General features: G+C 42.2%; 12 protein-coding genes. 4 read left to right on the top strand and 8 right to left on the bottom strand.

Features of this window, described 5'->3' with window-relative positions; all coding sequences use genetic code 11:
* Positions 1 to 125: 125 nt before the first annotated feature.
* From R7070_RS03265 to R7070_RS03255, 3 genes are all read right to left on the bottom strand, one after another.
* A complete protein-coding gene (locus R7070_RS03265; protein WP_005376351.1) occupies positions 126 to 317 on the bottom strand; it encodes a hypothetical protein in 192 nt (63 codons plus the stop codon).
* Positions 318 to 596: 279 nt separating this feature from the next.
* Entirely contained in the window at positions 597 to 1,616 is a 1,020-nt protein-coding gene (locus R7070_RS03260) for a TerC/Alx family metal homeostasis membrane protein (protein WP_062730983.1), read from the bottom strand.
* Between the two features lie 622 nt (positions 1,617 to 2,238).
* The gene (locus tag R7070_RS03255; protein WP_182039385.1) at positions 2,239 to 3,981 is read right to left on the bottom strand and encodes a bifunctional metallophosphatase/5'-nucleotidase; all 1,743 of its coding nucleotides are present in this window, start codon (positions 3,979 to 3,981) and stop codon (positions 2,239 to 2,241) included.
* 268 nt (positions 3,982 to 4,249) lie between these two features.
* Here R7070_RS03255 and R7070_RS03250 point away from each other — a divergent pair, with 268 nt between their 5' ends.
* Positions 4,250 to 5,884 (top strand): ATP-dependent endonuclease, encoded by a 1,635-nt coding sequence (locus R7070_RS03250; protein ID WP_318141091.1) that lies wholly within the window; start codon positions 4,250 to 4,252, stop codon positions 5,882 to 5,884.
* 153 nt (positions 5,885 to 6,037) lie between these two features.
* Here R7070_RS03250 and R7070_RS03245 read toward each other — a convergent pair whose 3' ends face one another.
* On the bottom strand, positions 6,038 to 6,520 hold the full coding sequence (locus tag R7070_RS03245) for a DUF1097 domain-containing protein (protein ID WP_017634175.1): 483 nt from the start codon (positions 6,518 to 6,520) through the stop codon (positions 6,038 to 6,040).
* A 228-nt stretch (positions 6,521 to 6,748) separates the two neighbouring features.
* Positions 6,749 to 7,654 carry a LysR substrate-binding domain-containing protein gene (locus R7070_RS03240; protein ID WP_005376369.1) on the bottom strand — a complete coding sequence of 302 codons (906 nt, stop codon included), beginning with the start codon at positions 7,652 to 7,654 and terminating at the stop codon, positions 6,749 to 6,751.
* Positions 7,655 to 7,955: 301 nt separating this feature from the next.
* Between R7070_RS03240 and focA the strand changes: the two genes are divergently transcribed.
* The gene (gene focA, locus R7070_RS03235) at positions 7,956 to 9,407 is read left to right on the top strand and encodes a formate transporter FocA (RefSeq protein WP_193837694.1); all 1,452 of its coding nucleotides are present in this window, start codon (positions 7,956 to 7,958) and stop codon (positions 9,405 to 9,407) included.
* Positions 9,408 to 9,544: 137 nt separating this feature from the next.
* On the opposite strand, the gene R7070_RS03230 is transcribed toward focA, so the two are convergent.
* The 3 genes from R7070_RS03230 to R7070_RS03220 form a co-directional block, all read right to left on the bottom strand.
* The gene (locus R7070_RS03230) at positions 9,545 to 10,114 is read right to left on the bottom strand and encodes a YceI family protein (protein WP_017634178.1); all 570 of its coding nucleotides are present in this window, start codon (positions 10,112 to 10,114) and stop codon (positions 9,545 to 9,547) included.
* Positions 10,111 to 10,650, bottom strand: coding sequence for a cytochrome b (locus R7070_RS03225; RefSeq protein WP_005390157.1), 540 nt, complete (start codon positions 10,648 to 10,650; stop codon positions 10,111 to 10,113). The genes R7070_RS03230 and R7070_RS03225 overlap by 4 nt, the downstream gene beginning before the upstream one ends.
* A gap of 174 nt (positions 10,651 to 10,824) precedes the next feature.
* The gene (locus R7070_RS03220; protein ID WP_005390155.1) at positions 10,825 to 11,067 is read right to left on the bottom strand and encodes a DUF2164 domain-containing protein; all 243 of its coding nucleotides are present in this window, start codon (positions 11,065 to 11,067) and stop codon (positions 10,825 to 10,827) included.
* A 183-nt stretch (positions 11,068 to 11,250) separates the two neighbouring features.
* Here R7070_RS03220 and R7070_RS03215 point away from each other — a divergent pair, with 183 nt between their 5' ends.
* Positions 11,251 to 11,883: a hypothetical protein gene (locus R7070_RS03215; RefSeq protein WP_005376385.1), complete on the top strand. Its 633-nt coding sequence runs from the start codon at positions 11,251 to 11,253 to the stop codon at positions 11,881 to 11,883.
* 187 nt (positions 11,884 to 12,070) lie between these two features.
* Entirely contained in the window at positions 12,071 to 12,859 is a 789-nt protein-coding gene (locus R7070_RS03210; protein ID WP_262659693.1) for an EAL domain-containing protein, read from the top strand.
* Positions 12,860 to 12,868 lie beyond the last annotated feature (9 nt).

The raw sequence follows: 12,868 nt of genomic DNA, 5'->3' as shown, positions 1-12,868 counted from the left end.
TTAGCATGAGTAGTTTTACAGGCAAAGCCGAAACGGATGATAACCACCTACTGAAGTAGGTGGTTTAGGGCTGAAAATAAAAAAATACCGGCTCATAGGCCGGTATTTCTTACACTATTTCAATATTAACGGTACATACCGATGTCTTTTTGAATATGTGCTGACAAGTCTTCTGCGTAGTAACTGCGTGGCGCAGTGTTATCTACAAATAGAATGTCCAGTAAGTGAGCAATCAGTCCTTTGAAGTTAACCGCGTAGGTTTTCTTATCCATAGAGGTTGGTAAAGCTACATTTGTCATTTGCATTGCTTGTGCCATGATTGCCTCTCTTTAAAAGCAGTAGTCTGTTTAGTTGGTTGTATATTAGTCAGTTTCTTATTGTTTAAGAAATGACAAATTTTACCCATTCAAATTAGAATTTCTAATAAAACAAACTCATTACAAAACTCAAAAATACAAATGAATAATAACGGCATAAATAATCACAATTGCTGTAATTACATTGAATAACTGAACATTACCTGCATAATTGCCCCTTAAGCAACAACATATATTTAACAATATTTTTCGTTATTTCTTTTGATTTTAGTGCTTACTTTATATTTTTTGATTAGTAATATTAACGCTAGTTTGACGCTTCGCTTTATTTTTTAGGAGTGATGCAACCACTGCCGATGTCATCACAACAACTAAAAATGTGAGAGACCATGCTGTCGGAATCTCATATTCTGTTCCAACCAATAGCATTTTTACCCCGATAAACATCATGATTACTGATAATGCTGGTTTTAAGTATACAAACTTGTCTAACATTGCTTGAAGAACAAAGTACAGCGATCGCAAACCCAGTAATGCAAATACGTTCGCGGCTAAGACTAAAAATGGCTCTCGTGTTACCGCGAATATAGCTGGTATAGAATCCAACGCAAACATAACGTCCATTACTGCAATGACACCAACAACGATCAGCATCGGTGTTGCCACCCACTTACCAGCTTGCTTTAAGATTAAGCGATTTCCTTGGTAGTCATCTGTAACTGGCAATACCTTTCGAATCAACTGCTCCGGATATGGATTAACCTCTTCTGCTTCGCCTTTGTCGCGAGCTAGCTTAACACCCGTCCAAATAAGAAAAGCAGCAAATAAGTACAATACCCAGTGATACTGTGAAAGTAACTGAGCACCAACCGCAATCATGACAGCGCGTAAAACTAGCGCACCTATCACCCCCCAAAGCAATGCTCTCGGACGCAAGTGCTCCGGCACACTGTATTGTGCAAAGATGATGGCAAACACAAACAAGTTATCCACGCTTAGCGACTTCTCTAGTAAGTAACCAGTTAAGAATGAAATCGTTGCTTTGTCGTTCGTATAAGCGCTATGTGGCGCGTAAAAGTCCCAGAATAAATAAATAGAACCTGCAAAAACAAAGGCAAGCAAGAACCAAAAAACACTCCAAACGATGGCTTTTTTCATCGTGATAACGCCACCACGTGTTTGATAGATATCAAGCGTAACAAGAACAAGGGTAAATAAACCAAAAGCACCATACATCGCTAATGATTCTTGAAGAGGCACCGATTGGCTCAATTGGGTGGTATTTTCGATAAGAGACATATTTCCTCCCATGGCGGAAGGACTTCGTTTGGTGACCTTCCGCAGACAATAACAACCAACAGCCACATAACGATTATGTGCTGCTAGTCAATGAATGCGTTGGTCTCGTTGAAGTGTTGACGTGAATGAACCACGTAACACCTTTACTTACCGGATAAGCTGATGCTTAACGAGATGACGATAAGTAAACTTGCGCTAACTACTCCCCAAACGCCGACATAATAACGCCGAGCGTCAGGCTTTCCAACAAAAAAGCCTTGTCTTATCGAAATAAAATTCTTATCAAAAATCAGGAAGCACTATAAAAAGAAAGAAATGGATTCAACCACCTGAACTTTAGTAAACAGACAAAAAGCAGCAAATGGCTCAAGACAAACTCTTCATTGGTTAGAGCCCTAACGGGGAAGATAGATACAAAAAAGGAGCATTACTGCTCCCTTTTGTAACATCCACATTCTTAGCAATTCAAAAGCCGCTTAGAGGCACAAAGTAGACCAGTGTTGACCAAATTGCGATCCAGGCAACCACGACTGCCGTATCTGCCCAATCTTTATTCCACATACTGCCATCCTCATCAACCCATGTAGTAAGTGGAGAGCAGCAAAATCAATACCAGTATCTATTATCGACGTCGCTTTGTGTAAAGTTTGTGACTTTGATTCAAACAGTTTGGCTCATCGGTCAGGAGTTCAATAAAACAATCAGCCATGGACAAACTGGTCACACGCCCTTCTCCTTTCATCTCCTGCAATGCGTCATACCCCTCTTTCCCTTTCATCGTATAGGCAGAAGAAGTCCCTCGATACCAAACATCATCTTGAACACCTACCCATTGTTTGCCATCAAAAATCACTAATGATTGAACTCTTTCACCTTTTGGGGCATCTGCGTGGTACTCGAAGTTTAAATTGTAAGTGTACGGATAACTGCCAGATCCAGTGCCTTCTACGCCATTGTTGAGTGCATTATTTATCGCGCCTTCAAGTGCACGGCGAATAGCGCTGCCTTTTACATCGTAAAAGCCGATAGGAACGGCAAAAGGCAACAGTCGTCCGGCAATGTCTGCCACTGTGATGTTGCCAGGGTTCAAAGAGGTTCGCACGCCACCCGCATTATGAATTGCAAATTGAACGTCATATCCACGTTTGTTTAAACAGTGCAGAAATGAGCGGGCAACGGAGGAAGCCAACTCACTCTCACCAAATTCATCGGGAATTCTCACATGACGCTTTTTGGTGTCAACACTAGCAATGACTTGTGACTGTAACTGCCTGACCTGAGGAATATACTTATCGCTCAGGATCGCTTGAGTTTCCGGGTGTTTCTTACAAACCACGACATTCGGTTGACCATGGATGAAGTCGCACGCGGTTTCGAATACACCTTGGTCGAGCTGTTGGTTTAGCGTCGAGTCCCAAAAAATACGTCGACCAAGCAACAGTTCATTTTGTCCACTCAACATCGTTGCTTTACCGTGTTCATCAAACTCAATGACGCAGTGCCCCATTGTCAAAGCATGGAAACCCGCTTGCACCACATAGGTATCATTAATTTTGATACCGTAGGGATCGTCTTGTCCTAACCCTATTGATGAAAAATCACCTTGCAACCGGTGGCTGTGTCCACCAACAATTATACCAATACCTGCGACTTTCTCAGCTAACTCTAAATCACCTTCATAACCTAAGTGGCTCAGAAGAATAATATTTTTTATACCTGATGAATGGATTTGTTTTACGGTCGCCTTGGCGGTTTCAATTGCTGAGTGAAAAGGCGTGTCTGCATCAGGGTTTGCGATGTCGCTCATTTTATCTATGGATAATCCGAAAATCGCGACCCGCTCACCATGGAATTCTTTAACAATGTATTGAGCGCTCTGTGTATCCGGTTGGTAACTATATACATCCTTGCAATCACTGATACGGTGAGGTTTTTTAAGTGACTCATTGGATAAATCCCAGTTGCCAGCAAGCAATGGGAACTGAGTACGTTGGCAAAACAATGCAACTGGCTCATTCCCCATATCTAATTCATGATTGCCTAACGCCATTGCATCAATCTTTAATGCGTTCAATAAGTCGGCATTGGCTTTGCCTTTAAATAGTGAGAAATACAGCGTGCCTTGGAAGCAATCTCCGGCGTGGAGGAACAACATCCCATGACCTTGGCGCTGAGCATCATCTCTTAACTGCTCGACTCTGGTTGCGATACGAGAAAAGCCGCCGGCGCTGACATAGGGCTCTAGCGTGAGTTCATTGTTTATCTTAAGCTTTAACTGTAATGACGTTGGTTCAAAGTAGGAATGTGTGTCATTGATGTGTGCCAGTTTGATTCTCACTGGCTTATGATTGTTATTCATCTTCATCTTCTCTTTTTTCATTCCTTATAATAATAAGAAGTGAATCATGACAGAATCATGAATTTTATGAAACTGCGATTTAGGATTTCATGTTTAAGTGATCACGATGCTGTCCCCTGGCTTTGAAAGCAAGCCTCGCTTATAACGGTCTCTATTTAGTAAGAGGCTCTCGTAATTTTGTGAACTGAGCTTAACTCAAAAATTCCGAATTCATATATGCTTAGGAGCAGCAAAATAACTCTCGATAATTCAAATAATTGCAAGGAGGATTGAGATGAGACTAGAACGCATCGAAATCTCCGGGTTTAGAGGCATCAAACGCCTTTCACTCTCTTTTGACGAACTCACCACGCTCATCGGTGAAAACACGTGGGGCAAATCATCATTGCTCGATGCCCTTTCCATCGCACTACCTGCCAATGGCTCATTGTATCAATTCAAACTGAAAGATTTTCACGTTGACTACTCAATTTCTCATCCACAAACACAACACTTACAGATCATTGTTTGTTTTAAAGCACAGGATAAAAACGAAGTAAAAGCGGGACGCTACAGACGCATAAAGCCTACATGGTGCACCAACGAAGATGGTGAGCAAGTCATTTACTATCGTATTAGTGCGTCTCGCGATGAGCACGGCATTAATACAAAGTACGCGTTTTTGGATCATAACGGCAAACCCAAAAAACTTCACCACTCAGAGAAACTCGCTATTGAGTTAATGACACTTCATCCTGTAATCCGACTACGTGACTCCCGACGCTTCCCAGATTTAAACCATGTCAACGGCGATGGCAAAAATGCTCGGATTGAAAAACGAATCAACAACACCTGTCGACGCTTATTGGCTATGCCTGGCCATGTGAATAAAGGTGAGATTCGTAGTAGCCTCGACTCAATGCAAATGCTTGTTGAACACTATTTCGCGTTCAGAAGTGTCAGTAAAGGCAACCCACGCAAACCTCGTGATGGTCTTTTCTATACAAGCCCTTCCTCTGATAAAGGCTTGAGTCAGTTCTTGAAAGAAACCAATGACAAACAAAGCCGCTTGCTTTTAATGGGGTTACTCAATGCCTATCTTCAAGCTAAAGGCCCCACCGATTTAAGGCGCTGTGCGAGACCAATACTGATCATTGAAGATCCAGAAGGTCGACTGCATCCAACTCATCTAGCGAGAGCGTGGTCCTTATTGCAATTGTTGCCAATGCAAAAGATATTAACCACCAACAGTGGCACGTTACTCGGTTCTGTTCCACTGTATTCAATTCGACGTTTAATTCGGCTATCAGACAGAACCATCGCTAAGAGTTTAAACTCAACAAAGTTTGGTCGAGACGAGTTGCGCCGAATTGGTTTCCATATTCGTTTTCATCGTTCAGGAGCATTATTTGCACGGTGCTGGTTACTTGTTGAGGGCGAAACCGAAGTTTGGCTTTTTCATGAACTGGCTCGTCAATGCGGGTATGACTTGGCTGCCGAAGGGGTTCAAATCGTTGAGTTTGCTCAATCAGGTCTAAAATCACTCATCAAAGTAGCAAAAGAGTTTGGTATTGATTGGCATGTCGTTACCGATGGCGACCCAGCAGGGAAAAAGTACGCGCATGCAGTGCGAGCACAGCTCGACCATGATCAGGAAAGGCATCGACTTACGGAGTTACCCGACCGAGACATCGAGCACTTTCTGTACAACAATGGTTTTGAACTTTTCTTTAAGGACATCATCAAAGTTCCTCATGACCACCCTATCCCTGCTAAAAAAGTCGTAAATCGTGTTTTGAAAAAACATGCAAAACCGGACTTAGCTTTGGCCATTGTTTCTCATTGTGAAGAGAAAGGCATGGAGTGTATTCCTGTACTTCTGCGCTGGACACTTAAACGCGTTGTTACCATGGCCAACGGCAATACATGAGTTAGGCCTATTTCACACTCAGCGTATTGTCTTGTAATACAAAAAAAGCACACCAATTTGGTGTGCTTGTATCAAACATCATTAATTTTGATTAAGGGTACTGAGAGGGATAAAACTCAATACACAGTGGATACCAATAAGATCGGGGGTTCACTACTGTGCTTGCTCAGCAAGCGAAGATGAAGTAGCGGTTGATTTCGTATGCAACCATAGCCCTGTCGCTTTCATTAGATAGCCAAACACACCACCTAGCAACAACGATGGAATGACAAGTTGCCAGTTTCCGTCAGCCGCAAATGTTGCGCATGAACCAATAAAAGTACCAGGGATGTACGCGAGCCAAGCCTGTTTAGCTTGAATACACATGAAGAATGCCACAATAGCGGTAATCACATAGCCAATAATTTCCAACCCCACGTAAGTGGAACCGTGAATAATTACCATTGCCCAGAATACGCCTGTCATATTGGTGATTAAGCTGATGCCTAGTCCTTTCAATCCGCTCGTTGGCGCTGCAAAGTAGCTCGTGCAACCTAAAAAACCAGCCCAAGAAAGCAAACCTAAAGAGATGGCGATCCAACCCCATACGCCAGATAAAATTCCAGTAGTGATAGAAATAGCTAAAAGTGTCGTCATGGTAGTCATACCTACTCGGCTATTATCGTACCTATATGGTTCAATAACTGCCTTCATACATTGAAATCAAGGACACATGTTAGATACATCAGCTCAGCCTATCGGTGATACTGATCACAATAAGATATTATTATTTTCACAATTTACATTAAAAGTTTGACGCAACCGATAAATCAACAGATTTAGGGAATAAACCCAACTCATCTCGTAGGCATGTTTAATCAACCTTTAAAGAACTGAAGGCTTCCCTTTCATCATTCGTAGTCCCTCTCTTTTAATGCAGTCGACTAATGGGTTTTCTGCCATATCTGAACGCCATATAAATGAAAGCGTCCTTTCCATTTTTAACTCAGGTACATTTAATGCCACAAGATGACCTGCTTCTATATATCGCTCTACATCTAAATACGGTAAGCAAGTAAGGTACTGACCATTAGCAACTAAACTACGTAACACCGGAACGTGTTCGTACTCGCGCCACACATCCAAATCTTCAATAAGGTGGTGAATAGAACTATCAAATGTTTTTCGTGTGCCAGAGCCATGCTCTCTTAGTACCCACTTCGCTTGCTCTAACTGCGCAAGGCTAACAGACTGATTGCGCGCAAAAGGATGATGAGAAGCTGCGACAACAGTAAGATGATCACGACACCATACTTCTTGGTGTAAACGGTTATCATCACAGCGCCCTTCAATAATCCCTAAGTCATACTTGTAATCTAATACCCCATCAATCACTCCTTTTGTACTTTGTACACCGAGGGAAATACGCATTTCTGGAAAGTCATTATCAATGATACTGATAAGGTCGGGAACTAAGTGCTCTGCTGGAGTTTGACTCGCTCCCATACGAATCTCACCACTCAATAAATGTTGCTCATAGAAGCCCATTTCAATCTGCAATGCATCTTGTAGCAAGCGTTTTGCTTTTGGTCGTAACCACATCCCCCAATGGGTTAACGCCATTTGCTTGCCTTGCCTCTCAAACAACGGCCTGCCAAGCATCTTCTCTAATTGCGCAAGCGACATGCTTGTCGCTGATTGTGTCAAAGCCAATTTTTCTGCGGCTTGGCTTACACTGCCGGTATCTGCAACTGCGTCGAAAACCGCTAATTGCTTAAGTGAGTAGCGCAAAGTGTCCTCCATTATTAGTGGGTATTTCCCAATCCCCACAATTGTTAAAGCATGCCCCAATAAGCAATAGAGTTCATTTTACCTAGCCCCGTAAAGTTATCAATTAATTTGATGAGGTTTCTAAATATTATCAATTTTACCTTACTAACCGTTCTCCCTATTCTGAGTACGCGGTTCGGGAACACCGCAAGCCTCAATAGTTTTGAAACTGAAGTCATTGAGGCTCTTAATAAAAACAACAATTTCATTTTTGAGTTAATAACCAAGGATTTTTTATGCGATTACAAATTAAGGAGTCAATATGGCGGTGACCAGTTCTCAAAATCACCAGTATTTTTCTCCAAAAGAGATGATGGTTGAAGCGGAAAAATTTGCGTTAAGTAAGGCAAACAAAACCAGCAGTATGACATTAAGCCTCGCCATTATGGCCGGCGCGTTCATCGGGTTAGCATTCTTGTTTTACATCACGGTGACCACCGGCAGTACGGGCGCTGGTTGGGGCTTGAGCCGCCTAGCTGGTGGACTCGCATTTAGCATGGGATTGATCCTCATAGTGATCTGCGGTGGTGAATTATTTACCAGCTCCGTCCTATCCAGTATTTCTTGGGCCAATAAGCAAATCTCGTTCGGTAAGATGCTTTCGATCTGGGGCAAAGTTTACGTTGGTAACTTTATTGGTGCGATGTTCCTACTTGCGCTGGTTACTGCTGCTGGTCTTTATCAGATGGATGGCGGTCAATGGGGATTAAATGCGCTTAACATCGCACAACACAAACTTCACCACACTCTCATTCAAGCGTTTGCACTCGGTATTCTCTGTAACCTGTTGGTCTGCCTAGCGATTTGGCTGACATTTAGTTCTGCAAATGCAATGACAAAAGCAGCAATGACAATTTTGCCTGTGGCAATGTTTGTCAGCAGCGGTTTTGAGCACTGTGTTGCGAACATGTTTATGGTTCCACTTGGTATTGTTATCGCGAATTTTGCACCTGAATCTTTTTGGGCATCTGTCGGTGTGCCCGCGTCACAATACACAGACCTAAACATTAGCCACTTTATTACCGCTAACTTAATTCCTGTCACGCTTGGCAACATCGTCGGCGGAGCGGTATTAGTTGGCCTTTCAAACTGGTGTATTTTTCGCCGACCAGAACTAAAAGCAGCGAATATTTCTTCTATCACTACAACTACAACACTGTCGTCAGTTAAGGATTTCACCATGAAAAATGCCTCTTTTGTTAAAGACATTATGAACCCAAAACCAGTCACCATTCGTGCAGAAACGCCAATTGCAGCCGCGCTGGATGTGTTACTTGATAACAACGTAACTAGCGCACCTGTTGTAGACGTACAAAATCGATTAGTTGGCTTCTTCTCTGCTCACGATGTGATGGTAGAACTATGGTGTGAGGACTACATTCCGGTGAAAGACCAAAAAGTCGTCGACATCATGAGCCGAGATGTGGTCGCAATTGACGCTGGTGATCGTCTCGTTGATGTTGTGGAATTCCTATGTATCGATAAAGAGCAGTTGTACCCAGCGAGCAGTATGGGTATTGCCACTCGCTTGACGTCTTTGTCTCTCGAAGAACGCGCTAAAAGTATCAAAGTAAGTAAGCCACAAGTGCTTCCTGTGCTTGAAAATGGGCAGATGGTCGGGGTGGTTACTCGTACTGAAGTATTAAAAGCACTACGCCCGATTTTTGGTGAGCGTTTAAACCTAGTGGAAAAAAGCGAGTTAGAAACAGCGTAATTCGCTAAACATTTACAACGTCTATTGGCTTTCAATCGCTATCACTGACTGGTTTATCGATGTTAGTGATGTGATTAAGATAATAAAAAAGCGCTCTTCAAGTGAAGAGCGCTTTTAGTGTATCTAAAAGGAACTAATTACTTCTTAATACCTTCGATATGAAGTTCCATATCGACGTAGCTTGAAGCACCCATTACTGGGATGTCAAAGTCAGCAAGCTCTAGGCGAGTGTTGCCAACAAAGCCAGCGCGCTCGCCGCCCCATGGGTCACTGCCAGCACCAACGAATTCAGCCTCAATAGTAATAGGCTTAGTAACACCGTGTAGCGTTAGATCACCAGTTACATCTAGTTTGCCATTGCCTTTATCAACCACTTTTGTGCTCGTAAAGGTTGCTTCACTGTATTTACCAGCATCGATGAAGTCACCACTACGAATGTGTTTGTCACGTTCAGCATGGTTTGAATCTAGGCTGGTTGTATCAACAACAACATTTACTTTTGAGTCAGCAATGTTGTTTTCATCAAAAGAAAAGTCACCAGAAAATGTATTGAAACGACCTTTGATGAAACTGTAACCCAAGTGGCTAACTTTAAAGTTGATTGAAGCGTGAGCACCTTTGGTATCGATGACATAATCTGCAGCTTGCGCACCAAATGGCAGTGCCATAGCGATAGCTAATCCTGTAGCGAAAAGTGACTTTTTCATTTTGAAGCTCCTAACATTTTTCTTAATGTGTTGTCTTTATCGATAAAGTGGTGTTTTAGTGCAGCAATAGCATGTAAACCTGCAATCAGGATGACTGCCCAAGCTGCATAGAAGTGAATCTCACCTGCAATATCTGATTGGCCTGGGAATAACTCTCCCGCTCCTGGCACGGTGAACCAATTAAACACTTCGATGCCGCGTCCATCAGACGTTGAAATGAGGTAACCTGAAACAAAGATGGTGACCAATAATAGGTACATGACACCATGCGCTGCTTTAGCAGCAAGCACTTCGTAACGTTTGCCTTCTACCTTTGGTGACGCCGTCACATGTTTCCATACGATGCGTGCCAAAGTTAAAATAGCGAGTAAAATACCGACAGAGCGATGGTAATGCGGCGCAGTTCGATACCATTCGCTGTAATAGCTAAGGTCGACCATCCACAAACCCACTGCAAATAGACCAATAATGCACAGCGCTGATAACCAATGCATCACGCGTGCAGTAAGGTTGTAATTCTTTACCAGTGTATCCATCTCAAGTTCCTAGATATATTCCTAAGTTAATGCTGAGCAAGAAACACTACATTAACCTATTTACGTCATATGAAACAGATTATTTACCATCATTTACATCCAGCCAATGGTACCGTATCTATCAAGTTGTTCGAATTTTTTGAAGGAACTTTAAATCGTTTGTAAAACTGAAACTTACAGCTTAACTTCTTGTTCTATCTCATACAGCTCTTCGGAAACTTCTAACATTCTGCGTTCAACCAGTAACTTAGCATCTTCAACACCCTTGTTATAGTAAATTGGCCCTAGTTTTTCTGTAATAAAATCAATTAGAAACTCACTATCGAACTGGCCAATTTCAACATCTAGCTCGTCTTGCATGTAATCTTGAATAGCGGTGGCCAGCGCCTCTTTTTGTGCGCGTTCTAGCTTTATCATTTTTTCCCTTTCAAATTTTTGTTCAACTTCTGCTTCTTTCGTGTTGTTCTATTAAAGATTAGACACGGTCATTTGTGAGAAATTTGGTGTTTAGATCAAGAAGTTGCCGAAGTAAATTAGTCTATTCTCAAAAGACTATGCTAACCTTTTGCAGTTCGTTTTGTAATTATTAAGGGATATTCTTTGCTACTCGACCTAGTTATTCAAAGTGTTAATGATTTTCAAGACGACTGTCTTAAGCTGTGTGAAAAGCATTACCCTGCGGTGCATAACCAAGGCATGAGTGAGCATCATCTTGGTCTCGCGTTTTCAAGAAGGATGGAACATACTTTTCGTCACTTTGGATACAACTGCGTGATAAAGCCAATCGAAGTGTTGGATTCTCCAGACCTTCCCCATCACTATCGAATTTCATCCGACATTGGCACTGTCTGGGTTCTGAGTCACCATATGGTCAGTGCCGGAAAATCTTGCCGGGAAAACTTACTCTCATCAATTACGGAATGGCAGAGTGAATATGGCTATGCCTTACAGCCTAATGACCTACTCTTTTTGGTTTGCGATCATTGGATAAGTCGCAGCAAAACGAGCCGAGAATTGCTTCATTGGTGGATGGGTGAACTACCCGATCAGATCAACGAATACACAGAACAAGGAATCACACTGTACACCAGCGAGTCGCAACTCACGCAATCGTTGGACACTCGATTCGGTATTAGCCCTTGTTACATTAAGTTTGGGCATCCTTTACGGCGTTCGAACAAACAGCAGTTAGTCAGAAAATATTTGCAGTTGTATGCCGTACTGCAATGGTAGCATCAAATTGAAGTGCGGAGATTATCAATTATTTCATCAATTTGTTTGATATCACTCGACAAACCTACCCATCCATTACCATCGTTCTTGCTTGATTTAATGAGCACACTTAGATTCATTGCCAATGAAATAGAAAAATTAGCGCAATAACGCTGATGTTGAGACATTGATTTAGGTTGTGGTAACAATGATGAGCATCTCGCAACTACTTAGTTGCATCCGGAAACAAGCCGACGGGCAGTATATTGCGAAATACGCGAACTTCACTCTCCGCAGTGTCTTTCAACCCATATATAAGAACGATATTTCCATCGTTGGCCTTGAAGCACTGGTAAGAATTAGCAATGCCAATGGCACCATGGTTAGGCCAGATCAGTTTTTCCAATCCAAAGCGACTCCCACTCAAGATTTGCTCAATGTTGAACGCTTAAGTCGCCTAATCCATATCAAAAATTTCTCTCAGTCTCGCTTTCACACAAAACAATTGTTTCTCAATGTATTACCGGTAGCGGCAGAGATACTAGTCAAAGACATCACTTATAACCGACTGCTAAAACAAACCATTTATGAATCGCATTTGATGAATGAACAAATCGTCATGGAGTTACTTGAAATGAAGGTGGAGGATGAACTCTCTTTGTCTCAAGCAGCTCGGGAGTTAAGTCTTGAGGGATTTAAATTAGCGATTGACGATTATGGCGTCAATGCATCGACAACTGAGCGAGTGAGAAGCGTTTGCCCAGATATAATCAAGATGGATCGCTCTTTATTGCTAAGGTATGAAAACGGTGATATTAAAGCGCTTAACGATGCATTATCACTCGCAAAAGCGTTATGCTCTAAAACCGTTATCGAAGGAATTGAAACCGAGCATCAACTTCGCTTAATGAAAAAGCTCGGTTTCGATATGTATCAAGGGTACCTACTTGCTATCCCCCAGACGTTAGACGTCTATGAAGAGGCAAAAACAGCCTGACTATGTAAG

This window comes from Vibrio sp. 1557 (assembly GCF_033340175.1).
In the GTDB taxonomy this organism is placed as follows: domain Bacteria; phylum Pseudomonadota; class Gammaproteobacteria; order Enterobacterales; family Vibrionaceae; genus Vibrio; species Vibrio alginolyticus.
Note: the sequence above shows the minus strand (reverse complement) of the source record. Positions and strands in the feature narration are given on the sequence as shown.